Source organism: Bacillus sp. MM2020_4 (genome assembly GCF_011250555.1).
Classification (GTDB): Bacteria; Bacillota; Bacilli; order Bacillales; family Cytobacillaceae; genus Neobacillus.
On record NZ_JAANMZ010000039.1, the window covers coordinates 1 to 26562 of the forward strand.

General features: G+C 39.8%; 27 protein-coding genes. 11 read left to right on the forward strand and 16 right to left on the reverse strand.

Annotated features, from left to right (window positions below):
- The first annotated feature begins 68 nt into the window (after positions 1 to 68).
- Positions 69 to 1268: an MFS transporter gene (locus G6554_RS19445; protein ID WP_166244872.1), complete on the forward strand. Its 1200-nt coding sequence runs from the start codon at positions 69 to 71 to the stop codon at positions 1266 to 1268.
- Positions 1269 to 1457: 189 nt separating this feature from the next.
- Complete coding sequence (locus G6554_RS19450) at positions 1458 to 2447, forward strand: peptidoglycan recognition protein family protein (RefSeq protein ID WP_166244874.1); 990 nt, start codon at positions 1458 to 1460, stop codon at positions 2445 to 2447.
- A gap of 156 nt (positions 2448 to 2603) precedes the next feature.
- Here G6554_RS19450 and G6554_RS19455 read toward each other — a convergent pair whose 3' ends face one another.
- Together G6554_RS19455 and G6554_RS19460 are read right to left on the reverse strand one after the other, a co-directional pair.
- The gene (locus tag G6554_RS19455) at positions 2604 to 3215 is read right to left on the reverse strand and encodes a LysE/ArgO family amino acid transporter (RefSeq protein WP_166244876.1); all 612 of its coding nucleotides are present in this window, start codon (positions 3213 to 3215) and stop codon (positions 2604 to 2606) included.
- A gap of 19 nt (positions 3216 to 3234) precedes the next feature.
- Positions 3235 to 4350: a DUF1835 domain-containing protein gene (locus G6554_RS19460; RefSeq protein ID WP_166244878.1), complete on the reverse strand. Its 1116-nt coding sequence runs from the start codon at positions 4348 to 4350 to the stop codon at positions 3235 to 3237.
- 130 nt (positions 4351 to 4480) lie between these two features.
- On the opposite strand from G6554_RS19460, the gene G6554_RS19465 reads away from it, so the two are divergent.
- Both G6554_RS19465 and thrS read left to right on the forward strand, forming a co-directional pair.
- A complete protein-coding gene (locus G6554_RS19465; protein WP_166244880.1) occupies positions 4481 to 5059 on the forward strand; it encodes an HAD-IA family hydrolase in 579 nt (192 codons plus the stop codon).
- Positions 5060 to 5693: 634 nt separating this feature from the next.
- On the forward strand, positions 5694 to 6905 hold the full coding sequence (gene thrS, locus G6554_RS19470; protein WP_166244882.1) for a threonine--tRNA ligase: 1212 nt from the start codon (positions 5694 to 5696) through the stop codon (positions 6903 to 6905).
- 318 nt (positions 6906 to 7223) lie between these two features.
- On the opposite strand, the gene G6554_RS19475 is transcribed toward thrS, so the two are convergent.
- Both G6554_RS19475 and G6554_RS19480 read right to left on the reverse strand, forming a co-directional pair.
- Positions 7224 to 7622, reverse strand: coding sequence for a VOC family protein (locus G6554_RS19475; protein WP_166244884.1), 399 nt, complete (start codon positions 7620 to 7622; stop codon positions 7224 to 7226).
- A 25-nt stretch (positions 7623 to 7647) separates the two neighbouring features.
- Positions 7648 to 8130: an SRPBCC family protein gene (locus G6554_RS19480; RefSeq protein WP_166244886.1), complete on the reverse strand. Its 483-nt coding sequence runs from the start codon at positions 8128 to 8130 to the stop codon at positions 7648 to 7650.
- A 328-nt stretch (positions 8131 to 8458) separates the two neighbouring features.
- Here G6554_RS19480 and G6554_RS19485 point away from each other — a divergent pair, with 328 nt between their 5' ends.
- The gene (locus G6554_RS19485) at positions 8459 to 9073 is read left to right on the forward strand and encodes a DedA family protein (protein WP_166244888.1); all 615 of its coding nucleotides are present in this window, start codon (positions 8459 to 8461) and stop codon (positions 9071 to 9073) included.
- 120 nt (positions 9074 to 9193) lie between these two features.
- Here the strand turns inward: G6554_RS19485 and G6554_RS19490 are convergent, their stop codons facing one another.
- The 11 genes from G6554_RS19490 to G6554_RS19540 form a co-directional block, all read right to left on the reverse strand.
- Complete coding sequence (locus tag G6554_RS19490) at positions 9194 to 11560, reverse strand: nitric-oxide reductase large subunit (protein ID WP_166244948.1); 2367 nt, start codon at positions 11558 to 11560, stop codon at positions 9194 to 9196.
- Between the two features lie 101 nt (positions 11561 to 11661).
- Complete coding sequence (locus G6554_RS19495; protein ID WP_166244890.1) at positions 11662 to 12810, reverse strand: phosphomevalonate kinase; 1149 nt, start codon at positions 12808 to 12810, stop codon at positions 11662 to 11664.
- A 47-nt stretch (positions 12811 to 12857) separates the two neighbouring features.
- Positions 12858 to 13895 (reverse strand): diphosphomevalonate decarboxylase, encoded by a 1038-nt coding sequence (mvaD, locus tag G6554_RS19500; protein ID WP_166244892.1) that lies wholly within the window; start codon positions 13893 to 13895, stop codon positions 12858 to 12860.
- Positions 13896 to 13917: 22 nt separating this feature from the next.
- Positions 13918 to 14880, reverse strand: a complete 963-nt coding sequence (gene mvk / locus G6554_RS19505; protein WP_166244894.1) for a mevalonate kinase — start codon at positions 14878 to 14880, stop codon at positions 13918 to 13920.
- A 46-nt stretch (positions 14881 to 14926) separates the two neighbouring features.
- Positions 14927 to 16282, reverse strand: coding sequence for a tripartite tricarboxylate transporter permease (locus G6554_RS19510; protein ID WP_166244897.1), 1356 nt, complete (start codon positions 16280 to 16282; stop codon positions 14927 to 14929).
- Between the two features lie 4 nt (positions 16283 to 16286).
- Positions 16287 to 16559 carry a hypothetical protein gene (locus tag G6554_RS19515; protein WP_242637855.1) on the reverse strand — a complete coding sequence of 91 codons (273 nt, stop codon included), beginning with the start codon at positions 16557 to 16559 and terminating at the stop codon, positions 16287 to 16289.
- Between the two features lie 220 nt (positions 16560 to 16779).
- The gene (locus G6554_RS19520) at positions 16780 to 17490 is read right to left on the reverse strand and encodes a Crp/Fnr family transcriptional regulator (protein ID WP_166244899.1); all 711 of its coding nucleotides are present in this window, start codon (positions 17488 to 17490) and stop codon (positions 16780 to 16782) included.
- A gap of 18 nt (positions 17491 to 17508) precedes the next feature.
- Positions 17509 to 17730: a heavy-metal-associated domain-containing protein gene (locus G6554_RS19525; RefSeq protein ID WP_166244901.1), complete on the reverse strand. Its 222-nt coding sequence runs from the start codon at positions 17728 to 17730 to the stop codon at positions 17509 to 17511.
- Between the two features lie 105 nt (positions 17731 to 17835).
- A complete protein-coding gene (locus tag G6554_RS19530; RefSeq protein ID WP_166244903.1) occupies positions 17836 to 18669 on the reverse strand; it encodes a hypothetical protein in 834 nt (277 codons plus the stop codon).
- Between the two features lie 354 nt (positions 18670 to 19023).
- Entirely contained in the window at positions 19024 to 19233 is a 210-nt protein-coding gene (locus tag G6554_RS19535) for a hypothetical protein (protein ID WP_166244905.1), read from the reverse strand.
- 207 nt (positions 19234 to 19440) lie between these two features.
- Entirely contained in the window at positions 19441 to 20166 is a 726-nt protein-coding gene (locus G6554_RS19540; protein WP_166244952.1) for a 3-ketoacyl-ACP reductase, read from the reverse strand.
- Positions 20167 to 20453: 287 nt separating this feature from the next.
- On the opposite strand from G6554_RS19540, the gene G6554_RS19545 reads away from it, so the two are divergent.
- From G6554_RS19545 to G6554_RS19570, 6 genes are all read left to right on the forward strand, one after another.
- Positions 20454 to 20900 (forward strand): hypothetical protein, encoded by a 447-nt coding sequence (locus tag G6554_RS19545; RefSeq protein WP_166244907.1) that lies wholly within the window; start codon positions 20454 to 20456, stop codon positions 20898 to 20900.
- A 1-nt stretch (position 20901) separates the two neighbouring features.
- Positions 20902 to 21135, forward strand: coding sequence for a helix-turn-helix transcriptional regulator (locus G6554_RS19550; protein ID WP_166244908.1), 234 nt, complete (start codon positions 20902 to 20904; stop codon positions 21133 to 21135).
- Between the two features lie 48 nt (positions 21136 to 21183).
- On the forward strand, positions 21184 to 21861 hold the full coding sequence (locus tag G6554_RS19555; RefSeq protein ID WP_166244910.1) for a DUF4386 domain-containing protein: 678 nt from the start codon (positions 21184 to 21186) through the stop codon (positions 21859 to 21861).
- Positions 21862 to 22114: 253 nt separating this feature from the next.
- Complete coding sequence (locus G6554_RS19560; protein WP_242637856.1) at positions 22115 to 22585, forward strand: GNAT family N-acetyltransferase; 471 nt, start codon at positions 22115 to 22117, stop codon at positions 22583 to 22585.
- A gap of 420 nt (positions 22586 to 23005) precedes the next feature.
- Complete coding sequence (locus G6554_RS19565) at positions 23006 to 23584, forward strand: DUF2087 domain-containing protein (protein WP_166244912.1); 579 nt, start codon at positions 23006 to 23008, stop codon at positions 23582 to 23584.
- Positions 23585 to 23664: 80 nt separating this feature from the next.
- A complete protein-coding gene (locus G6554_RS19570) occupies positions 23665 to 24888 on the forward strand; it encodes an MFS transporter (protein ID WP_242637857.1) in 1224 nt (407 codons plus the stop codon).
- Between the two features lie 201 nt (positions 24889 to 25089).
- On the opposite strand, the gene G6554_RS19575 is transcribed toward G6554_RS19570, so the two are convergent.
- Entirely contained in the window at positions 25090 to 26385 is a 1296-nt protein-coding gene (locus G6554_RS19575) for a globin-coupled sensor protein (protein WP_166244915.1), read from the reverse strand.
- Between the last annotated feature and the right edge of the window lie 177 nt (positions 26386 to 26562).

A 26562-nucleotide genomic window follows, 5' to 3' on the forward strand; every position in this document is an offset into this window, starting at 1 on the left:
ATATATATCTATCCTTGTTTACTATGATATACTTTAGAAAGTTTGCTCGTCAGAGAGGAGTTCATTTAGTGCCGTTACAAAAATCAGCTGCTAAAACAAAATCGACATATATATTTTTACTCGTTACAGGGATCGTGCTTGTTGCCTTTAATTTACGCCCTTCAATTACATCTGTTGGCCCGTTAATTGGGATGATCCAGGAAAGTGTTGGACTGGCACATTGGAGCGCAGGCTTATTAATGAGCTTGCCCCTACTGGTTTTTGCCGCCATGTCACCCATTGTCCCAAAACTTGCTAATCGGCTAACAAATGAGAAGACTTTACTCCTGGGATTAATCTTCCTTTTCATCGGCATCACTATTCGGTCCATCCCGATGACCTTTTTTCTTTTCACCGGAACTCTTCTTGTTGGTGCCGGAATTGCCATTGGAAATGTTCTTTTACCAGCTGTTGTAAAGGATAAATTCCCACAAAAATTTGGTCTAATGACAAGCGTTTATTCCACTTCTATGGGTCTGATTGCCTCATTAGCATCAGGTATTAGTGTTCCATTTGCTACGGGTTTACATCTTGGATGGCAAGGTGCCCTCATCGTATGGGGAATACCGGTTGTGGCTGGTATTTTGGTTTGGACCTTTCTTCTCAAAATGAATCAAGGAAGTCAAAATGGGATAAAAAGAGCTACTTCTGACTCGACACTAATCTGGCGTTCATCTCTTGCTTGGCAAATCGCTATCTTTATGGGATTTCAGTCCTTTTTGTTTTATGTAACGATTTCATGGTTACCTGAAATCTTACATAGTCGCGGGATGAGTATGGGAACTGCTGGCTGGATGCTTTCATTTACCCAATTAGTGGGATTACCTGCTAGTTTTTTCATCCCTGTCATCGCCGGACGGTTTCGTTCACAGGTATGGATTGCTTTCATGTTAAGTTTGTGCTCTGTTTTTGGCTATGGTGGATTACTTTTGGGTTCGTCCTATCCCATTTTAATTACAAGTATTACTTTAATTGGGGTCGGGTTAGGGGGAATGTTTCCATTGGCTTTAAGCTATATCGGTCTTCGCGCTCGGAATGCCAATCAAGCGGTGGAATTATCAGGAATGGCACAATCAACTGGTTATATCTTGGCGGCAATAGGTCCCCTGTTTATTGGCTATTTGTATGATCTTACCCATATATGGACCGTTCCGCTGACGACGTTAATAGTGATCTCGATAATCATGATGGTTTTTGCGATGTTATCGGGCCGTAATCGATTTGTTTAATATTTATCAGACGTACAGTACCAATTGCTGTTCGTCTTTTTTCTTTTTGTGACCGTACAGGTACATCTTAATTGGACGCCCCCTTAAATCCTCCTCTCAAAAATTAACTCTCATTCATTTGAATAATCCTATTGTTGTTCTGCAAACTAATAGCAAAACGTTATACTGCACACAATGGAAGGACATAAAATGGAAAAAAAACCTTTACTTTTTTTTAGCATCATTTTCCTTTTGCTGATAAATACAGCACCAGCACATGCCATTGGAAAGAACCCCAGCAATTTGTATGTAGTCAAATCCGGGGATTCGCTACCGGCAATTGCACATACATTCGGGACAACCGTAGAAGACCTGAAACTAACAAATGGATTACAATCCGATACAGTAGTAGTAGATCAGAAATTATATGTTCCTTTTGTCTACGAAGTAATGGCCGGGGATAGCCTGGATAAAATTTCATCGGCCTATCATTCTTCAGTCGAGAGAATAAAAGCAGCAAATGGACTTTCAGCTACTCAGCTTTATTTAGGACAAAAGTTATTGATTCCTCCTCAAAGAATGAACATGGATGGGCAGTATATTCTAATGACGAAGGAGGAATTTAAGAACTGGTTATTCCATCATCAATTTTCTAGAAAAATTACGCTCATCCAACATCATCATACCTGGCTGCCTTCATATAAGCATTTCCATGGTTCCAATCATTTTGCCATGCTGAAAGGTATGGAAAATTTCCATATAGAAAAAATGGGTTGGAAAACGATCGCGCAAAATATCACTACGTTTCCAGATGGAAAAATAGCTGTTTCTAGACCATTTAACATTGCTCCTGAAGGTACAATCGGGGCCAAAGCCAACACCCCAGGGCTCACCATCGAAAATGTAGGGAACTTTGATATCGGTCATGATGTGATGACACAGGCACAAAGGGATACCATTGTGACTATCACGGCATTGCTTTGTATTAAATTTGGATTAACTCCCTCTATTGACAGTATCACGTACCATCATTGGTGGAATTTGAGAACGGGTGAAAGGGTATTAGATAACGGCCCGGACTATAATGTTAAAACTTGCCCGGGTACTGGATTTTTCGGTGGAAATTCTACGGTTAGTGCAAGGAATAACTTATATCCCCTCGTATCACGGAAGATGCAAGAAATAGCAGAATCAAAATAAGCGAACAGTGACAGTCACTGTTCGCCATTATTTCGTTTCGCAAATAAACTTGCCCGTTTCGCAAACAAATCCCGTGGTTTCGCAAACAAACTTCCCCGTTTCGCAAATAAACATACTGGATCCACTCACAACCTAATATTAATTATAAAAAACAGCCTAAAATAAGGACAAAACCAGATAAACCGCTGCTCCCCACATGACCACGGCAGAGATTTTATTCAAAACGAGCATAAACCTTCCCGATTTATCGAGTTTTCCACTTAGACGCCCCATTAATGCTAAGCCCAAAAACCAAATCCACGAAACCAAAATACAGGAAACAGTAAAGATGACTTTTTCTTCTCCTTGGTAACTTAACGAACTCGTACCAATTACTCCTATCGTGTCCAGAATGGCATGCGGGTTCAGTAACGAAACAGAGGCCGCAAACACCACTTGTTTTTTTAAGGGAAACTTCTTAGCCACCTCTTCACGGTCCATACTTGGTTGGCTATTCCATGTCGACCAACCCATGTAAAGTAAAAAGACAATCCCTCCCCCGATCAGAATTGTTTTTATCCAAACGGAGCTCAAAATCAGTATAGATACACCTAAAACAGATACCAGGATTAAAAGGGTATCACACAAAGCAGCCGTAATCACAACAGGTAATGCTTTTGTATAACGCGGCTGCATGGCCCCTTGATTGAAAACAAAAACATTTTGGACCCCAAGAGGCAAAATAAGTCCAAGTGCAAGTATAAATCCATGAAAAAATGGTTCCATCATCCGATTCCCCCCTTACGAGCTAACGTAATTTCACACGGTAATGCCTCATAGATCTTGGCACACCTTTTAACTCCAGTACTCCACTATAGATTAAATGCCTAATCCGGTATTCTAAATAAAAATCACCAACGATAAAGTCCAACTGACCTATTATTTCACCAATCACTCTAGCGGCCAAAATAAAGTCCTTCTGCTGCTGCCCGCTGTGCATTCTTTCAATCGTCTTGATAATGAACTGATCATAATAATCTTCAGAAATACCCTCTACTCTTCCATTTTGCCAAATACGAAGGACATCCACTGTTTGCGCCAGTGATTCCCATTCAAGTTGGAATCGCGCTCGCTCCTGATTAGATAATGGTGCCCTCGTTTTATTTTGCTGAAATAAAAGTTTTAGGTTCTTCGGGTGAACCCCACTTGAATGGTGCATGATCTGAAATTCATCTTCGTTTAAAAGGTTCCCTTTTTGAAAAAGCTCAGTTGTATTCAATAAGATCACTTCATTGGCTTTATCCTTTAGCAATTGAAGGATAAATCGGACACCTGTTTGTTCCTCTCCATTATCAGCCGTCCAAATATAAATGGGTTTATTCTCTGGTATCTCCGAAATCTCTAAAAGCGTTTTGTTAAAGGTATTTTCAATGTCAAAATGATCCTGCTCCAAATTGATATTTTCATTTATCCACCCAAACCGATTCGTTTGCCCTTGTTTCTGGTCAAGCTGCCACACTGGTCCGATGCTAAAAAAAACCTGGAAACCAATTACCGTTTTAGGTCGGTCCAGCCCAACCCTAAGTGCACCAGCTGTCGATTCGGAACAGACAAGATGGACCTCCCCCTCTATTGGAAAGGCGGCTAATCGATTCTTATGTATGAGTTGATTAATTTTTTCTACCATCATGTTGTTCACTTCCAGACTGACTGAGTAGCCTCTGCCAATCAGTGGTTCCATTTCTTCATGGTTAAAGGTTGCAAACTCCCCTTCGTGGTTGAGTTCATATTTTTGCCATTCCCCGCAATCGAACATTTCTTTTACCGTTAAGTAGCGTAACTCTCCCACACGATAAACAAACACAATATTTGGCTCCAAGAAAAAATAGATAAACGGAAATTTCTCTCTCGATTTAATGGTCATCAGCCCCTTCTTATTTAAGAATATTACCATATTCAGGCTATTAAGTTACTGTTTTCACCTTCATAATTATGCCATTATCAAAATATATGGTAACATCTTTAGCATATATTTTTTGTAGGGAGAGAGAATTATGAACGTTTTATGGGATTTTGATGGAACCATATTTGACACTTATCCATCACTTGTAGAGGGGTTTGTCCAAGTTAGTCAAAAGGACCTCGACCGCATTGAAGTCTTGAAATGCCTTAAAATTGATTCTAAAACTGCCTTTAAGCACTATGGCATAAGCGAGGATCAAAGAGGCGAATTTGAAAAATATCATAATCATTATTCGAGAGAGAGCAGCAGGCCATTCATCCACTTGGAGGATGCATTATCTTCTGTTGATCAAAATATTATCGTGACTCATCGCGATAAAGAATCTACCAAGTATCTCCTTGAAAAATTTAATTTAGCTAAATACTTTAAAGAAATTGTTTCTGTAGAAGAAGACGGTTTTACGAGAAAACCCCATGTTTCCTCGTATGAATATGTTCTAAAACGCTTTTCTATTGATTTGGTCGTGGGTGACCGAGAGTTAGATTTAATTCCCGCAAGACAACTAAAGATTAAAACGGTAGCCTTCCAGAATCAAAATATTGAAGCAGATTTTCATATTGAGAGTTATGCAGACTTTATTCCGATGGTTCTTGCTCCACTTCAAGAATAACAAGGTAAATTGCCTATTGACCTTTTCAAATATTTGTATTATGATTACCAACAATATTAATCAGAAATCTATTGAAGCTATGATAAGGACATGAGTCATTCGTATTTTTTCTAACCAGAGAACAGGGTCATCGGCTGGAAGCCCTGAAGAAGCAGCGAATGGTTTACCACCTTGGAGCTATTATCGGGAAATGGGCAACCAGAGTATCTGTAATCGGTAAATCCGTTATCTTTTCGAGCTTAAAACACACTAGATTTTGTGTTTTTTGGAATTAGGGTGGTATCACGACCGCACTCGTCCCTATTGTTGGGATGAGTGCGGTTTTTTATTTTTACAAACCTTTCATACGAATGGCGTTGAAAAGGACATGAATCATTCGGATAAATTCTTACCAGAGAAAAGGGTCAATGGCTGGAAGCCCTGAAGGAGCACGAATGGTTTACCACCTTGGAGCTATTATCGGGAAATGGGCAACCAGAGTATCTGTAATCGGTAAATCCGTTATCTTTTCGAGCTTAAAACACACTATTTTGTGTTTTTTGGAATTAGGGTGGTATCACGACCGCACTCGTCCCTATTGTTGGGATGAGCGCGGTCTTTTTTTATACAATTTTAAAAATCAGGGGGAATAAGCATGTCTAATCAATTGGAAGCTGAAAAAAGGAATCATCGGAAGTTAGGTCAAGAATTGGATCTATTCACATCATTGGAAGAGGCCCCTGGAATGCCCTTTTTCTTACCAAATGGAATGGTGATTCGAAATGAACTTGAAAATCTTTGGAGAAAAAAACACCAAAAGGCGGGCTATCAGGAAATTAAAACACCGATTATGATGAAGCAGGAACTGTGGGAACAATCAGGTCATTGGGATCACTATCACGAAAATATGTATTTCTCTAATGTGGATGAACAAAATTATGCGATTAAACCGATGAATTGTCCTGGAGCCTTATTAATTTTCAACAGCAAACGAAGAAGTTATCGCGAATTGCCGATTCGTTTCGCAGAACTTGGATTAGTGCACCGGCATGAGCTGTCAGGTTCGTTAAATGGGCTTTTGAGGGTTCGTTCCTTTACGCAAGACGATGCCCATTTATTTGTTCGAGAAGACCAGATTGAATCTGAAATTGATAAGGTTTTAACATTAGTTGATGAGTTTTACTCCCACTTTGGGTTTGAATATAAAGTAGAGCTTTCAACAAGACCTGAAGAATACATGGGTTCAGAAGAAATCTGGGATCAAGCTGAGCTAGCATTGGAAACTGTTTTAAAGGATAAAAATATTAATTATCAACTAAATCCAGGTGACGGAGCTTTCTATGGTCCGAAGATAGATTTTCATATTTTAGATTCACTTGGACGAAGCTGGCAATGCGGAACGGTCCAATTAGATTTTCAAATGCCGCAAAAGTTCAATTGTGCATACGTGGGTGAAGATAATAAACCACATTGTCCTGTCATGATTCATCGAGCTATCTATGGTTCTGTTGAACGTTTTATGGCCATTTTAATTGAACATTTTGCCGGAGAATTTCCACTTTGGTTATCACCCGTGCAAGCAAAAATAGTTCCTATTTCAGATTCGCATTCAGATTATGCAAATGATGTGAAATCCCAATTGGAAGCAGCAGGAATCCGTGTGGAGGTCGATGTCAGGACAGAGAAAATGGGGTTGAAGATTAGAGAAGCGGAAAAGCAAAAGATCCCCTACATGCTCGTGATTGGTGATCAGGAGGGGGCGAATCAATCTTTAGCTTTAAGAAAACGCAAAGAAGGGAACCTTGGTGTGATGAGCATTTCAGAAACAATTGACCGTTTCAGGAATGAGATCAACAGAGGGAAATAAATCATTACACACAACCGAAAGAATTAGTGAGTTTTAAGACGGATCAAGAGGGTCTGCACTTATTGGTTGGGGGATTAGGTTAAGCACCTGATCTGATAAATAGTCGGAGTAATTCCGCTTAATTATAAAATAAAGTAAAAAATAGCTTAAATAGCCGGAGTCATTCCGTCTATGGACTCAAAAAATGTGAAAATGGGAGATTTTCCTTTGCATAACCGGAAAATCTCCACTTATTTTCCCCGAATCGAGCTCCATTCTGCATCTAACCGGAAAATCTCCGCTTGTTTTGGTTTCGCTGGTTACTCACTCTAATCATTTTTAGTTAGGAAGGGTTATTTGCCATGAAACGCCAAACCGATCATTTAGCCAGCCGAACTTCTTACTGAAACCGTAATTGCCTAATGGCATAAGAGCTTGTCCACCTTCGCTTAATTTCTGAAACAACTGGTCAATTTCTTCTTCTGAATCACACGTAACATAGATGGAAAAAGAAGGTGTGAAGGAAAACTGATGTTTCACATGACTGTCAATGCAAAAGAATTCTTGCCCTTTTAAAGAGAAGGTAGCCTGAAACACGGTTCCTTCTTTACCTGCTTCATTTGCTCCATACCGAGCAATACTTGTAATTTCAGAATCCTCGATGAGAGATGTATAATAATTCATCGCTTCTTCCGCCTTGCCATCTTGGAACATTAAAAATGGGATCACCTTTTCCATACTTATGACTCCTCCTCAATACTTATTATTTTGTACCTAGAGCATTTACATGCTTTACATATTCTTCATACCATTTCTTCCATTCTTCTGCCCGCCATTCGATACTTTGGGCGTCCATTAGGGCTTTGATGACATCAAGACAAAGGTGCCAACCAGCAAGGTCTCTTGGGGTATGATCGGTGATTGTTTCAATTCTTTCCTTCAAGATTAACTGACAACCTTCCGCTTCAGGCATGATTTCGAAACGAACACTATCAGCCCACCAATCAAATTCCAAGACAGAATTCGGGTTGAGCTCCGTTATGGAAAGTTTCTCAAAGGTGCCGTTTTGCATGTCAAACTGCATAAAACCACCTTCTTGAAGTCCGCCCACCTGGAGTTCAGGGAACCATTTCACCAGTTTTTCATTGTCCGTAAGCCAGGACCATGTCTCTTCAACGGAATGGTTTAGTTGACGCTCAAATTGGGCAATCCACCCTTGTTCTACCTTTTTAATAGAAGCAATCATTTCACGTCCTCCTTATTTGTCGTTATTCTTATTTTAATCATTATGGGCCATGCCTTACAAGGGGTCTCTTCTGGGTATCAGTGCATAAATGCATGTCATTCATTTAAAAAAGGGGGCCTTATAAACCTCCCCCTAAGGTTCATTTGTTACCGTTGTCCTCAAAAAGTCGGTCCCACGGGCACAATCAAGCTACTGAAATAAATATCTTACTGATAGAAAATAGTCGGTAGACTAAAATCATTATTTTTCTAAAATGAGAGTCATAGTCTGTACATATTTTTCATTTACTATAAATAGTAATCATCATTTCAAGGTAAGGGGTCTATAAATGGAAGCTTGGATAACAGAAACGATGGATACATATGGCTATTTGGGGATTTTTCTCTTGATTGCAGTAGAAAATATTTTCCCACCTATTCCCTCTGAGGTGATATTAACCTTTGGCGGCTTTATGACCACGACAACCCATATGAGCATCTTCGGCGTAATTGCTGTTTCAACGGTTGGTTCTGTTGCAGGTGCAGTGGTTTTATATCGGATTGGCCTACTGCTCGATACCAACCGCCTCGAAAGAATCGTAGACAAGTGGGGACATATACTTAGGCTAACGAAAAAAGACATACATAAAGCGATTGCCTGGTTTCAACGCTTTGGTGTTTGGGCAGTGTTCTTCGGCAGGCTGATTCCACTGATTCGGAGTTTGATCTCCATTCCCGCGGGCATGGCTCGGATGAACATGGGGACGTTTTTATTGTTTACGACAATGGGCACATTTATTTGGAACACGATCTTAGTAAATGTAGGAGCGGCAGTAGGTGCCTCATGGGATGACATCACCCGCTATATGGATGTGTACTCAAATGTCGTCTATCTTATTTTTGGAGTGCTTCTGGTCATATTCTTGATCCTTTATAGTAAAAATAAAAGGAAATTCCAAAAATAACGTGGAACAAGATAGAAGATCCATTTTTGCCCAAAGTTGAAAAAGGACCTTGACTACAACTAGTTGTAGTCAAGGTCTTTTTGTGGGAACAGTCCCCTTCTTTATTAATGCATGCCTTCTTTACTCTTCATCCAATGTAAAATCTTTTACAGGCAAAGGCTCGTTCTCCCCATGGGTTGGTTTGCGTAGATTGAAGAACGCTTTAATACAGAAATAGACTAGCCCAATAACCCCGATTAAGAAAATCGTGTCTGGAACGGCTCTCCATAGGAGTAAATTATGAACAATTTCTTTCCCGTAAAAAATCCCAGGATCTCTTGATGCCCAGTATCCTTTTTCATAAGCGATCTTTAATTGGATAAATCCGATTGGCAATAAGGAAACAAAGACCATTCCGGCCAAACCGATATTTAACATCCAGCAAACAAACTTTAACAACTTATCATTCCATGCTTTAGGATTGACAACATTTCTAAGTGCGAACAGGAGCAGTGAAATAGCAAACATACCGTACACACCCATCATTGCTGCATGACCATGTGCTGGTGTTAACTGCTGACCATGTTCAAAGTAATTGACAGCAGGAAGGTTAATCAGGAATCCCAATACCCCTGCACCCACTAAATTCCAGAGGGCAGTAGAAATCAAGAACCAGAATGTGGACTTGTACGGGAAGTCCACTCCCCCGTCACGGAGCATTTTATATTGCTCATAGGCTTCAAGAATCAACAAGGTAAGAGGAATAATCTCTAATGCTGAGAAAACAGAGCCTAGAGCAATCCACACTTCTGCCGAACCATTATAGTAATAATGGTGGCCAATCCCAATAACTCCACTTCCTAATAAAATCGTAATCTGAAAATATAGGGCTTTTATTGTTGAACTCTTTGTTACCAGCTTCATTTGAACCATTAGGAACCCAATAATGACAACCGCAAAGACTTCAAAAATACCTTCTACCCATAAATGCACAATCCACCATCGCCAGTAGTCAGCCATTGTGTAGCTAGTATCCGGTTGGATGAAGAAGGCAAAGCCATAGAATAATGGAACAGCAATGGATGCATAAAAGAGGAGATGAACAAGGCCCCCTCGATCGGTTTCTCGTTTTAATGCACTCCTGATTCCTCTAAACACAATAACAAGCCAAATAATCATTCCGATTGCCAAAATATATTGCCAGAATCTCCCTAACTCTAGGTACTCCCAGCCCTGATGGCCAAATAAAAACCATTTGTTACCTAAGTAACCCTTCACACCTAACCATTGTCCGAGCATACTGCCAAATACTAATACAACCAATGCCCAAAATAAGATATCTACTAATAAACCTTGACGCCTTGGTTCATGTCCGCCAACAAGCGGCGCTACATAAATACCTAATCCCAGCCAAGCGGTGGCAATCCAGAAAATCGCCAATTGAAGGTGGATCCCTTTAGAAATACTAAATGGCAGCAATTCCGCAATCCACTTCATTCCAAAGAAGCTTTCAGGTTCTGTATAATAGTGTGCCAATAATGCTCCAAACATGACTTGGATAAAGAATAGAATCGAGACGATCACAAAGTATTTACTGCCTTTGACTTGCGACAATGTAACGGGTATTTTATATAAATCTATTTTCGGGAAATTTCCAGGCGTATAGGCCTCTTTCATTCCTAAATGATACCGATAGAATACATACAAGATAAGTGCCATGAATAGTGATAAAACCGTAATACTTACTCCACTCCAAAGAACGGTAGAATAACTCATCACATTCCCAGCATCCTTATAATATGGCCAGTTGTTGGTAAATGAAATCTTATCATGAGGACGATTGGTACTTGATAACCAAGCAGTCCAGAAAAAGAAATCAGAAACCTGTGTGATCTGATCCCCTTCATCTACCCATGCGCGGTTCTTCACGGGTAGGTCTTTTTCCTTAATCAAATTGGGTTGTATTCCCCACCCATCACCTTCCGTAAATACTTTGCGGTAATATTTCCTCACTTGTTTTAGACCATTAACCTGCGCATCTGTTAATACAAGTGTGTCAGTCTTTTTGATATAGCGGTTTTTTCGTATTTCCTTTGTTACATCTTCACGAATCGCCGCTTTCGTATTTTTCGAAAGATCTGCAAAGGGAACTCCTTCCGCTTCCATTGCGTAGAAATCTTGCATACCCTCCGTGTAGATTTTTAAGGCTTCAGCCGTATAATCCGGGCCCATGTATGAGCCATTCCCTAATACGGTGCCATAGTCCATCAAGGCATATTTTTGAAAAACAGCTTGCCCGCCTTTAATGGAATCCTTGGTAAACAGCACTTCACCATTTTCGTTGGTCACCAATGGTCTTGGTGCCTCCGTTTTAAAAATCCAGTATCCTCCAACTAATAACACGGTAAACACTAATAATAACGTTGCGACACAGATTGATTTAATTAAACTGTATTTAACCTGGTTTTGTTTCTTTCCTTGAGTCTTCGTTACTTTTACAACTTCCATGACTTTACACCTCTCTTCAAAATTTAGAGCTGCTTTTTTCATTGTGAACTTAATCACAAGTAATACCCCCAACAATGGGGGAATGTCCTTCATGCGCTCTTTTACACGCATACAAAATATTCTTTTAAAGATGGCTCACAGTCATATTCGGTTACATATGCTCCCATTTCCGAAATCCTCATGTCTATTGGTTGAACACCAATACTCCGCCACGCTTTATTCAGTTCCTCCATTTGGGCTTCCCCTTTTAGGAAGGCAATTCCACAATCTCCTCCGCCGGCACCAGATGATTTACCACTGCCAAACGATTCTGCGGTATCACATAAGTCCATTAATCTTGTGGTTTCAATGGATATCGCAGCAGCCTTACCCAGCTGCTTAAGGACTTTCCGATTTTCTGTAAGGCTTGAAATAGCTGCGGCGCAATCATTTTCCTCAAAGCTTTGAATCAATCCGGCAACAGCCTGGGAACTTTCTTTCAAAAACAGGGAGTAAGCTTCCCTATTCCGATTACGAAATGCTTTAAACTGATTAATCATAGGTGCTGTCGACGCTGCCTCCTTCGTCCAACCAACACAAAATGTAAGTTGTAGGGGTGCTTTAATAGGAATAATCGATAAATTAGGCCACGGTTTTTCAATGAGTTGACTTAGTTTCGTCCCATGCAGTAATTCATTTCGTAGCCAATTTTGATTAAATGGAGTATACACAAGCCATCCACCATAGGTAGATGCAGCAATATCTACTCCAGAACCATTTTTTTGCGCTTGTAAATGAGCCATCGCTGAAAGTTTAAAAATTTGATCAAGCGATGGAGCCTCTTCTTCCCTCTCACAATGGAACCTTAAAATGGCGGAAATAACCGCAACAACAACAGCAGCACTTGAACCTAGACCGTATTTTCTCCCTGTTAGACGATCCGCTAATCCACTTTTTACGGTTAAATGACATGGCTTTATGGATACTGATTGCTCCTGCAAATACTGATAGGCAATGGTGATTGCGTTTTTAATAAATCGCAAGCGTGGATCTGGTAAACTAAATAAAACAGTTTTTCCACTTATATCCCAAGATACTTGCCCGAGTCCTAACAGTGGAAGCGAAAGGACATTTATTTCATTTGGTTCAATAGTAGCCGTCATATACCGATCAATCGCTGCTACAACAGCCTGCTGATTTTCCAGAACAGCGTATTCACCGGCAATGACTAGTTTTCCCGGAACTGTCACACGATAGCTTGAATAAGTCATGATCCTTCATCCCTTCAAAAACAAGGCCTTTACCCTTGCAAATGAGTTTATTTTGCTACTTTCCTATTTCTGAATGATTGAATGTTTGCAATTTCTCTTTTCCCTGAATTAGACAAATACGAAATTCCCGGCCCTGGCTGGCAATGATAGATTTCCTGTACACCTGGTATACGGATCAGGGCCTCCCTAACCACCTGCTCATCCTTTGGCTGACAAAGCACCTTAACATTCGGTCCAGCATCAATCGTAAAGTAGGCTTGAATACCTGAGGAGCGAAGGTTCTTTACTCCCCTTATTACCTCAACTGTTGCGCTATTCCAATACGAAAAGGGTGGTTGAGATGCAAATGTAGTTGCATGCATCTTAAGGGCATTGGCTTCCACGACACTTCCCAGCATGTCAAAGTCACGATTCTTAATGGCCTCTTTGGCAACTAGAAGGTCTTTTTCAACTGTATCAAGCCAATGGGAATATAAGGAGGAGGTCTCCACCGCACGCTTCATTCCCTCACTGCTTGATATCTCCTTAGGCTTCGATGTAAGTAGCACAGAAAGGACGCTAAGGTCCCAATCTTGTCCGCCTTTAAGCGGTTGAGCAAAGGAGTCTGTTCCATCATCTTCTATTCCTTTTTGCCATTCTACGAACCCGCCATAGATTGAGCGGCAGGCAGAACCCGATCCAAGACGTGCTAATTGAGATAATGCCTTTTGATCTAAATTCAAACCGATTGCTTTCGTTGCCGCTGCTGCTAAGGCAGCATAACCAGATGCGGAGGAAGCAAAACCAGCTGCAGTTGGAACATGGTTCGTTGAATTGACAACCGCATGAAAATCTTTTCCCGACATTTCTCTAATTCGATCAAGGAAACGGGTAACCTTGCTCATTTCGAATTCATTTGCTAATTGATTATTTATAATAAATACATCGACTGAAAGACATGTACAGAACTCTACAGTCGTCGTTGTATAAAACTTATTGAGGGTTAGCGAGAGACTGCTGTTCATTGGCAGGATCTTTGACTCATCCCGTTTACCCCAGTATTTGATCAAAGCAATATTTGTATTTGCCTGTGCAGTTGCTTTCATCTGTACCCCCCACTTTCATCATTTAGTTAATTTCCGCTCCCCTTGTCATCTGTACAAAAGACCAGGTGTTACACGCCCCCGCTTTCATTAATGCTTTAGCAATCACCTGGGCATGTGTGGCAGTTTGAGCGAGTGCCACTATACATCCACCCCGGCCTCCACCAGTTAATTTTGCCCCAAGTGCCCCTGCTTTTCGTGCGGCCTCAACGAGTCTATTAATCTTCTCATTACTAACACCTAGATCCGTCAGCTCTGATTGGGCTAAATCAAATAATTGACCTAATAACCTTAGATCCCCCTTAGAAATAGCCCTTCTAGCTTCAAGGGTAACTGTACCAAGCTGGTTCAACGATTTCTGTGTCCTTTCGGGATTTGCAGCATGCTTCGCTTTGATACTTAAGACGGCTCCACGGGTATCACCAAAATGACCCGTATCAGCCACCACTAGAAAAAGAGGCCCACCCATTTGTAACGACTCTATCTTTTTCCCTTTTTGAAACCAAATTGGATACTCACTAAATGCCGTAACCATATCAAGTCCACTAGGATTCCCATGTGCAAATGTTTCAGCTATATGGACAAGTGGCATGACTTCATCTGGTTGAGCCTTTTTCCCATAAAAAGCGAACAAGCTTTTTACAATTGCAATCGCAATCGCAGCACTAGAACCCAATCCTCTCCCTATTGGTATGGAAGAATGAAGGCGGATCAAAAGTCCCTGATTATGTTTGTTTAAAAGTTTAAGTGTTTCTTCTACACAAGCGGCTATTCCCCAGAATTTCTTTGGTACCCCTTTAAGCGGTCCATCATAATAATCACTAGCAAGAAAAATTCCTTCAAAATTTTCCTCAACCGTTGCTGTTGCCTCAAGTACTGGAAACGGCAGGGCAATGGCAGGCATCCCATAAACGACAGAATGTTCACCAACTAGAATTAATTTACCGTGAGCACTGCCCACTGCCACCTTTTGCATGAGTTGCCTCATTTTATTACCTCCCTTATTTACGGGGAGCACCCCCATGCTACATGCCTTACCCAACAATATTTGTAATAATCCATGGTGCAGAGTAGAGCACCATAAATTGAACTCCGTAATTTATACCCCAGCGGTGAAGCACCCCGGCAACTAATCCGATTAATATGACTCCTCCTATATTGATCCACCCGGCATCCATAAACGCCAGCAATAATACGAGACTGAAGAATAATCCTAATATGGCTTCATGAGGAATTCTTCTAAAAACAAACGCGCAGATTTGCTGAGAATACTTTATCGTAATAAAGTAGGTAATCCCTACCGCAATGCCAGCCCCAATAAGAGTTGCCCAAACAAAAGCAGAAGATGATAGAAGATGGTGCATATTATGCTCTAACGTAAACCTCGGCGGGGCATTAAATAGGGCATTAGCCGGACCAATGGCCATTGGTGAAAGCGGAATACCTAAGGCAATTAATGGAATTAATGTTCCAGCAATATAAGTTGCGTTTGCTAATGCTTCCATACACGAGATGGCAAGTGATGCTTTCTTCACCGGATCTTTCTCCCGGCTCGAGAACATTTCCCCTAAAAAGATGGTCATCCCCACTGGACTCATAATGAAAGTAATGGATCCAATTAGAGAAGACAAGGCACTCATTCCTAGCTCCCTTTTTGATAAAATGGTAAATGGATTTGGAAAGCCCTTAGTACGACTTGCTTTATTTATCATGATTGTTTTTTTATCAAAACGTTCTAGACTTTCTCTTTTTTGTTTGTTCAATAGTTCAAATAAAGTCAAAATAATGGGGCCAATGGTAATCCCCAGGAAAAAGGAAACAAATACATTTGTCCCCTCCGGTACAACCCCTACTCCCCAATATAAATAACGCAAACCTTGAATCAATAAGGCAAAGGGAACAATGGATGCCAGGGCAATCCATCTATTTTTACACATAAGTGCAAGGAATATGGCACCAATGAAAAAGAGTGGATTGGCATATTCTTTTATAACATCCGCAACAGGGATGAGGGCATTGGCTAGTAGTAAACTGACTGGAACAGCCACTATCGTCCCAATGACAGAACCCGAGGCCATCTTCCGAATACTGACATCGGACATGCCGAATTTCTTTAGAATCATCGCATGTTCCACCGCAGGGGTCGCCATGACCCCACCGGGAATTCCTGCCACCGCTACCGGGATCGAATCTGTTAGTTTACTGGCAACAATAGCCGAAATAAAGAAGGACAAGATCACAGCTGGCGGTAAACCGGATAGTACTAACACGAGTGTGACCGGTGCAATGGTTGCCGTTTCATCTGTTCCTGGTGCGATCCCAATCACCGTGTAGGCTGCCGCGGCCAACAAAGCTGCAACAACCATTTGAAAAATTAATACTGAATCCAATTCCTTAGTCCTCCCTTTGTATCTCACGAATTATTCTTTTTGGTTTTACTACCAAACTACATAGAATAAAACCGAAAAAAGCACCAATTAGACCATAAAATAATGGTTTCGGTGGTTCATTGGGGGCAATGAAATACCCTCCAAGCGCGGTAATGCTGCAGACAAGTAAGGATAGAGCCATACTTTTAATGTTGACAAGATCCTCCCATACCTCAATGTTATCTGATGTATTTTCCACCTTATTTGGCAGCATTTCCTTTATCTTCATATCCGCCATCTATCTGACTCAACTCCTTTAATACCAGCAAATCAGATCATTGTTTCCTGAAAGAGGAATGATCTTTATCCACATTATAATGATAATGATTATCATTATTAATTGACGTAAATCAAGTTTCTATTATTTTTTCAAAAAAGAAGACTAGGCTAAACGAGCTTCTCTGCTCCTTAACCTAGTCCATTATTCGTTAGATTGTACTTCATTGAATTTTCACTACCTATAACAAAAGTAATCCATCTAAATCTAAAATTTCCATTCGCTTATGCGGCTTTTGTTTAATAAACCCTGCATTTTCAAGATCAGCTAGCTTGCGGCTAATCGTCTCCGGTGTGGTCCCTAAATAGGATGCTAAATCCTTTTTACTCATTGGCAGGACGAATTCTTGTGAATTCCCTTCATTTTCAATACATTCTGCTAAGAAAAGAGCAATTCTCGTTTCCACATTCTCTGTTGCAAAACGTGTGGTTTGTTTTTCCGATTGCTCTAATCGGTTTGAGAACTCCGCTAGGATCTTCAATGAAATCGATGGGTATTTTAAAAGAAATTCTTGTAAGTCCGAGCGTTTGATCATACACACTTGCGTCTCCATCATTGCTTCGGCAAATGATTCGTGGGTAGCATCGTTAAATAAAGCAAGTTCACCCGTAAAGTCACCTGAATTTAGAATACGAACCAGCTGCTCTTTTCCAGATTCAGATATTCGGTAGATTCTAATTTTCCCTTTATTTACAATATAAAGGGAATCTGATTGGTCACCTGCCCGGTAAATAATCTCCCCTCTTTTGTATGAAACGGAATTCGTCGTCACCATAATTTCATCCATTTGTTCTGCTTCCAAATGATTAAAAATGGGAACCAGCGAAACACATGCTTTCGGTGATCCTTTGACACAATTATGATCATGGGAATTTGTTGCCTTTAACCCCATTGAATAACACTCCTTAGTCTAATTTACTCTTATTGATTGAACCATATAACCCTGGTTTGTCATGAATCCTCTTAGTTGTTCTGCATTTATTTTCGCTTCATCAAATTCTGTTCGGACCTTTCCTAATTGTGGAAAAACCTTGACAGATACGACTCCATTCTGGTGATATAATTGAGTTTCCACTTCTTTGAAACAACCCGCACAATCCAGTAATGCAACTTGAAATACAGCTTTTGTCATTTTTAGTTCTCCTCTCTATTTCATAATCATTACCTGTTTCCTTTATTATAAAATGAACATCACAACTAATCATTGATGGGCATCAAGAACCACGCAAACATTTATTCACTTCCGGTTTTGCAATATCCTTGCTTCTTCGTCTAAATCAAGAATGACAAAAGTTAGCTGGATATCGATCAATTGTCTGAATGATTCCAATTCACTTTTTGATATAAATCCCTTATATACATATTCCATTAACCGACCAACATCTGGTTTTCCATATTCAATTAGTTGCTTTATCGCTAGCTTGTCCATTATTTCTTTTGGATTATAGATGAATGGCTTTTGCACTCTCGTGATAGAACCATACTTATGATTCATTTTCCCTTCAGCAATCAGCTTCTGGCAAAAACCCATTTCCCTTTTTAACGTTTCATATTCTTTTTGAGCTTTACGCAAACAAATCATATTATGACGTTTTCTTGTAGATGCTTCTTCCAGCGTTAGCTGTAAGTCCGGATGTTCTTCTATTTTGACAAACTCTCTTCCCACTTTATTAAATGACGGCTTTGTATAGTAACTGGGAGTATCAGCAAATGGCTCAAACAAATCCAACATTTGCTGATTCTTTTTCAAATCTGAACTCGATAGCTTGATCAGCTTCTGCAGCAGGCCCCGATCATACAAGTATTCATTTAAACCAGGATAATCATAGTGATAAATCTTCTTTGGGATAAATTTCGCAACTAAGTTATTTCCTATTTCATGCCTTTTCGATTCAGAATCAATTAAGTGCTGATATATATTTTTATTTATAGCTTCTTTTTCGCTTGATACTATTTTCAAATGCTTGTAAGAACCAGATTCAATAAATTCCTCCATACGTTCTCCGGCATTAGGTTGGTGGGAACACATAGAGGGCATTTCAGTATTATGTGTCAAATCAAATTCAAGCATGCTGTCCCCCCCTATTTGATTCTTTCCATAGCTGGCGGGTGATACGAAAGAAAATCCCCTACATCAAATAATAGACCACTTTACAAAAAAGAAATTGACCACAGTCAATTTCTAAAAACAACACTTTACTATTATTTCACTTCATTTTATCCAAAGTCACGTCGAAAATTATGGATAATTACTACCACTCCTAAATGGTCTACTTAACTAGGCTTATTAGATTTACCATATATATCTTATCCCCACACTTTTTAATAGAATGATCCCATTAGTGAAATCCTCGTTGTTTAGTTTTAAAATAAAATAGTGCCAACTTCTAAAGAAATTGGCACCACTTCATTAATTCACTATATGCTATCGTGCCGCTTTTGGCGGTTGACACGCGTCACATTTACGTTGGTTATTATTTTTAAATTTAGTAAATGTTTTTTCAAAGTTGCTACCACATGCACATTGAAATCGTAACTTTTGAGAAAAACCGTGATATTCCGTCGATAGCAATTTACTTTCCGAATTTTTCTCAACAAATTCTTGTATTTTACCAATCGTCCATTTTTTATTCATTCTTTGACACCTCCATATTTTATCGCTATACGGAGGCTTTTCTTGGCTTCCGTTCATTTATACGTATAAGAAGTAATTATCCTAAGTTACCTATTATAACATGAGCAGTTAAAATTACCTCTAACACTTTTTAATATAAAGGCAGCACAAAAGGCCCAACTTCGTAGCTGGGCCTTTACGAGTAACCTATTGTTCTACACGCTTCAATTAGAATGGGTTCGTCGCCAGCATGCTTGCTGTTTTCACATAAATACGTGGATGCAATTTTAATTGAGCAACGATAAATTCAGCAATGTCTTCCGGCTGCATATATTTCTCATCATTGTTTTCAGCGATTAAGTTCGTTTTAACCGCAAGTTCAGTAGCTACGGTACTCGGCGTTAATGCGGTAACGCGGATATTATTTCTTCGCACTTCTTGTGCTAATGATTCAGATAAGCCGATGACACCAAATTTGGAGGCACTATAGGCACTGGATGTGGCAGCCCCGCTTAACCCATTCGTAGATGAAATGTTGATGATATCACCTCCATTTTTTTCAATAAGTTGAGGAAGAACCGCTTTTGTTACATAATAGGGGCCCATTAAGTTCACATCAATGATTCTCTTCCATTCTTGTGGATCCATCTCTAAAAGTGATTCAAACTTTCCAATTCCTGCATTATTTATCAGAATATCAGCGGTGCCCAACTCGCCTGTTATTTTTTTAATCGCTTGTTCTACTTCTTCCTGTGATGAAATATCAACAGCCGCATAAGCTGCTTTAACTCCTAATCCTTCCACTTCGTTTCCGACTTTCTTTAAGTCAGCTTCTGTTCTAGCGAGTAAACCAATGTTTACACCTTCATTTGCTAAAGCGATTGCAACTGCCCTTCCAATACCTCTTCCTGCTCCTGTTACAAACGCTACTTTTCCTTTTAATGATTGTGTCATCATCAACAACTCCTTCTAGCTCTCATTATATTATTTTGAGAAAATTATTCTAACAGTATGCTCACAAAAATAAAAAGAGGCAGACTAACCTCCTTTGTTGAACAGATCCGAAAAAAAAGTGCCTGTCCCCCCAGCGTATTAAATCTTTAACGCATCGGGGGAACAGGTTCTTTTTTGTGTCCGTCATATTCAATGTAAGCTGTGCATAACATGATGTATACTTTCCTTTACATCATGCATAGAATACCTTACTTGATGTAAATGTGACCTTACAGGAGGTGGAAACCATGACCTACCAAGAAAAGAAGAGCATCGTCACGTTAATTAGTGCAATACTCATTTTCGGCTTCTATTGCTTGTACATGTACCCGCGCTACCCAGAAGGGGGCCTGGAGTCAGCAGAAACCTTCCGCTATTGGGGATCCTTCGTTCTCTATCTGACTTTGGTTTCAATTGTTGCGCATATCATAATCAGCATTATTTTTAACATCGTATTTAGAATGACGACTAAAGAAAGAGAACCAGCATTTGCAGATGAATTGGATAGGTTAATAGACTTGAAAGCGAACCGAATTTCCTTTTTTGTGTTCATCTTCGGCTTTCTTATTGCCATGGCATCGCTGATTATCTATCAGCCGTCACAGATAATGTTCATTATCCTAGTCATTTCAGGATTCCTTTCCGATGTAACCGGCTCCATTACCAAACTCTATCACTATCGGAAAGGAGTCTAATATGGGAAAAAAGCTTGTCGGCAATCATATCCGTAAATTACGATTCAACCAAAATGAAATGACCCAGCAGCAATTAGCTGACAAGGTAGGCGTAACAAGACAAACCATCGTGGCACTCGAAAAGGGAAATTACTCCCCTTCTCTAGAACTCGCTTTTCGCATTGCCATTGCCTTTAACTTACCGTTGGAAGAAGTATTTTTTTACGGGGATCACACAAGCGGTAAGAGCTTATAATCGTTTTTTTTACGGTAATGAATTTATTAAATGAAGGGGAGATAAATAATGAATTCAAACAGAGCGGCAAAAATTGTGGGTGTGCTGTTTATACTTGCTGCCGTAACAGCAGTAATAGGTCTTAAATTATATAATCCCATACTAAAAGGCCCCAACTACCTGATGGAAGGTGCTGAAAACTCCAATCAGGTGATAGTAGGAGCGCTAATGGAGTTAATTCTTGTCGCATCAGCAATAGGAACGGCAGCGACCATGTTTCCCATATTAAGAAAGTATAATGAAACGATTGCGCTCTGGCATGTTTGTTTCCGGTTCCTTGAAGCCATTATCATAACAGTTGGTGTAATCAGCATATTATCACTATTAACCTTAAGCCGGGAATTTGTAGCCGCAGGAGCTCCGGATTCCGTCTCGTTTCAAACTTCCGGTACAGTATTAAAAGCAATCCATGACTGGACATTTATGCTTGGCCCCCTTTTCATGCTTGGGATCAATACGATGATGTACAGTTTTATCTTTTATAAAACCAAGCTCGTACCGAGGTTTATATCCATATTGGGTTTGACAGGGGCAGCTCTCGTTTTTATTTGTGCCTTGTTAGTCATGTTTGGTGTTATTCAGCAGGTTTCTGTTTGGGGTGGGATATTGGCCCTCCCAGTAGCAGCTAATGAAATGATTTTAGCGGTATGGCTCCTCGTTAAAGGATTCAAAGAAGGGGCAGTCTAACTGCCCCTTTTTATTCAAGAAATTTAGTTTTAAAAAAACAGTTGTGAAAAGCTTGTGTTAGGTAATCCGTTATCCAAATCGTTATAAAACTCCAATACCAAGTCCATTTTTTATATTTTGCATTGGGGGTCAGTCACAAAATTTTATATTATTTAAAATAGGAATATATTGGTATAATACTTTAATTATTTTCATCTTACAAGGACATCCTTAATATTTCACTTTAAAACAAAAAGAAAAGAGGTGGATTCATTTGTACTTTCGGAGGATGAATGTTGAAGATGACAAAGAGATAATGATCAAGTATAGGAAGGATGCTTTTGCTGTAAGTTTCGGTTCGGAAGATGGATTCGGAGATGAAACCAATTACCTTCAGCGTATGAGTGAAAAAGTTGTGAAATTCCCAGATGGACACGTAATAGTGGAATTAGACGGCATACCTATCGGTCAAATGGAACTGCATATTCAAGAATTTGAAGGAACTTCGATTGGATATGTAAATCTATACTATTTAATCCCCGAATATCGCAATAAAGGGCTAGGAATGGAGTTCATCCACTATGCCGAGGATTTTTTCAAACAAGCGAATGTCTCTGAATATCACTTACGTGTCTCTCCAACCAATCTGCCGGCAATTCGCTTGTATACAAAAGCCGGAATGACCAAGGTTAGAGAGGAACATGAAAAATATCCATTATGGAGAATGAGTAAAAAGGTAACCTAGGAAATTATGATGGATAATAAGTATTGTACAATTAAATAGCGGATCCGCACTTATCGGTTGGGGGTTCAGGTAGGCACCCGAGCTGATCAATAGACGGAAAAATTCCGCTTAATTGGTAATTACTATTAAAAAAGACCTAATTAGGCGGAGAGATTCCGCCTATTGACTTGAAAAATTCAAAAATAGGAGGTTTTTCTTTGCATAAGCGGAAAATCTCCCCATATTTTCCTAAAAACGAGCCCCGTTCTGTATATTACCGGAAAATCTCCGCTTATTTTTCTTTTGCTGGTTACTCGATTAAGGACGAGTCATCTTATTTAATAGGGAGTCAAGTAATATTCCAACTATTTTACCTATTGCAAAGTCGCCCCAATTCCATTAGTATCTAATTAGATACTAATTGAATAAGGTGTGTTGATTATGCAATTAAATAAAATTGTTGAATTTCATAAAGCATTGGGGGACCTTACTCGTGTTCGGATTATTGGCCTCCTCCAACAAGGCCCTTTACACGGGCAAGCAATTGCGGGAAAGCTCGGGCTCAAACCGCCGACGATTACCCATCATATGGCAAAGTTGCGAGAAGTTGGCCTGATCAAGGAACAACGTGACAAAAACACCATCTATTTTTCACTTAACCTAAAGGCATTAGAAAGTAATGCCAAAGCCATTCTCACGGTTGGAACAGGTGGTGAAGCTCGCGTGGAAATGTCCGTAACTGCTGAGGAACGAGCTGTCATTCTCCACAACTTCTTCACAAAAGAAGGGAAATTGAAAAATTACCCTGCTCAACGAAAGAAAAAGCTTGTTGTCCTGGAACAAATGGCAAAGGGATTAGAATTTGGAAAAGTATATCAAGAGAAAGAAATCAATGACTATTTAAAGCAATTCCATGAAGATTATGCAACATTACGGCGTGAACTCATCATGTGTCAGTATATGTACCGGGAAAATAATCTATATGAATTAAATCCTGTTGAATTATGGTGGTTAAGTTAAAGGGCGTCACCCGGCGCCTCTTTTTTACACCAATCCAATTAGATATATATAAAATTAGACTATGATGAAAGAAGGTAATAATGATGGAAAATTCCATGATCAAAGTTGAAAAAGAATATCGGAAATTATTCTTGGCTGGGGTTGTGAATGGGATTGGCGATCGTTTTAGTTCCGTTGCCATATTGGCGATGCTATTACAGATAACCGGATCAGGCTTGGCAGTAGGCATGACGTTAGCTATTCGATTAATCCCATTTGTCTTTTTCGGACCATTAGGGGGCTGGCTGGCTGACAGGGTTCCTAAAAAGTCGATATTAGTGGCAACCGATCTGTTTCGTATCCTATTTGCCCTATCCTTTTTATGGGTTCATAGCGAAGAGGATCTGTGGATCGTGTATCTCAGTTCATTTTTTTTAGCAGCCGGTGAAGCTATTTATAGCCCGGCGAGAAAGTCTGCCATTCCTCTTCTTGTAAACAAGGAAAAGCTGATAAAAGTAAATAGTTTAGAACAAGTTTTAATCGGGATTGTCTTAATCGGAGGGGCCTTTTCCGGAGGAATTGTGTCGTTTATTTTTGGAGCCCATGTAACCTTTTGGTTCAATGCCGCCTCTTTCCTAGGAGCAGCTGCTATTATCTCAACAATAAGGTTTCCCGAGCACAAACGAGCGCAGGAAGGTGCTGTGCCTAAAATGGAAGCCCCGTTCACTGTATTCAAAAAAGTCATTTTGATGTCCGCTTCTGTTCTCATCCTCCTGATTTGCGAAGTCTTAATTGCCTCCATGAACGGAATCGATAATGTCCTCATTAGCGTATATGCCGTAAATGAGTTTCAACTGGGCGATATCGGTGTCGGTCTATTTTATGGAGCCTTAGGGATTGGTTTAACCTTAAGCTACTTCATTGCAAATCGCTTGAGGAAAAATTTCCTGGTCACGGGTTTAGTCTGCTTAATGATAGAGGGAGCTTCGCTGTTACTATTAAGTAGAATCCATATCGTCGGGCTGGCTTTTCTACTATTTTGCAGTGTGGCATTTATGTCCGGGATTGGAAATGCCTGTTTTGATACCATTTTAATGAAAGAGATTCCGGAGGAACACCGGGGAATGATGTTTGGCCTGTTAGCCACCATCGGGAACACCATTTTAGGCCTATCTATGTTTTTATCAGGTATTGCTCTAAACTATCTTGCCCCACGCTCTTTGGGCATGATTGGCGGTGGGGCCTATATTCTAATAGCCATGCTCTTACTAGCAGTCATTTCATCAAAAGCCTATCAGAAGAGGAGCCAATCCCTTCATTATTAGACTCTTCATCTCCGTATTCATCGAAGTAGATCCCATGTACAAAGATATCCACTATTGTAATGGTTAAACACGGGATTTATTCGGTGAATATGGGCTGCCGTTTATTATACCTACTATTGATTAGTTTCTGGTATCTCGATTTGCCAATGTCGTTGGTTTTTTCTTCTTCCCCATCTTTCTGACAACCGACCTCTGCAATAATTATAATATTTGAGTTGCTTGAGTTAACTTTTCAGCCGATTTTTTTACATTTGTCGTGGCATCCCCAATTCCCTCAATAACCTTGACCAGTCCCTCTATTTGTAGATTCATAGAACTTAGATTTGATTCATTCGTTTCGATGGAAGCTCGTATCGCTTGGAAAGTTGTGTTCGTCGAATTCGATGCATCCGCACCAGATTTAACCGCAGCTTCTACACGTTTTAGTACAGTAGTTACCTCATCTGTATACGTTTGCGATGAGTCTACAAGCTTCTGAATAACTCCAATCGAATCTTTGGCTCTCTCTGCAAGTTTCTTAACCTCTTTAGCGATAACTGAAAATCCTCTGCCATGCTCCCCAGCTCTTGCGGCTTCAATTGCCGAATTCAAGGCCAAGAGATTTGTTTGATTGGCAATTGCATGAACCATCTGAACCACTTCGGTTATCTTTTGGGATGAACTTTCTAACAGCTTAACCGTGTGCCTCATAATTTGCGTGTCCATCTCAACTGTATTCATTTGTTCTAGGAGTGTGTGAACGACATTCTCCCCTTCTCTAACTTGAGATTGAATCTCTTTGGCTTGTTCGTAACTTCCTTCGACTAAAAAGTTGACATCTCTGCTGTTTGAGATAAGATTTTCCACTGAAGCATGGGTTTGTTCTGATACAGCTACCAACCCTTCACTAACTTCCAAGATCTTATTCTGTAAATCCTTTTGACCTTCCGCAAATATTTCTTGAATCTTTTGTTCTGTCTCTTGGTTATAAGCTTCTAAAACTAATTGCTGTTCAAGGCTAAGTAATTTCATTATCGATGCCCAAATCAAACGGAACTCATCACGATCTGTCACTTCATTTATCATAACTTGAAAAAGCTCATATTGAAGATTCTGAAATGCCCCCATATACCAGGCTGGTTTTAGGCCAATATGATAATGGATTTTCGCCACTCTTATTCGCTTTTCAAAAAATTCATGGTTAAGTCTTCCTTCAAACAACTCGATTAAATGTACACGTAGTGTTTGACGCAATCGATTGACGGTACTATGGGATTCAATGATTTCCCTTAGTTCTTGAACTTGCAGCACAGTCTTATAAAATTCTTCAACTAACTCTTCAATATGTAATTCTACAATAGGTTGAACACATATAACGTGGCTAAGATGTTCCTCGTTTAGCTGAATCATGTTGAGTTTTTCTTTAATCTTGGGGTCTGACACATTGATTATTCCCTTTTTTGACGAGGTACCTAACCACTTAAGATTTTTGCTAATTTTTATATGTTGCTGGAACATTTACTTTCCTCCATCTAGCTAAAAATTCTTTAAAATTTCTCTATAGTGGGAATCTTTTTTTAAAATAGATGTGAACATTTTACTATGTTGCTAAGGAAAATGATATATAAATTTTTATAATAAATGATGAATACTAAGTTAAAGGTTTTATGAAAAGAATCTTGTTACGTCCGTAAG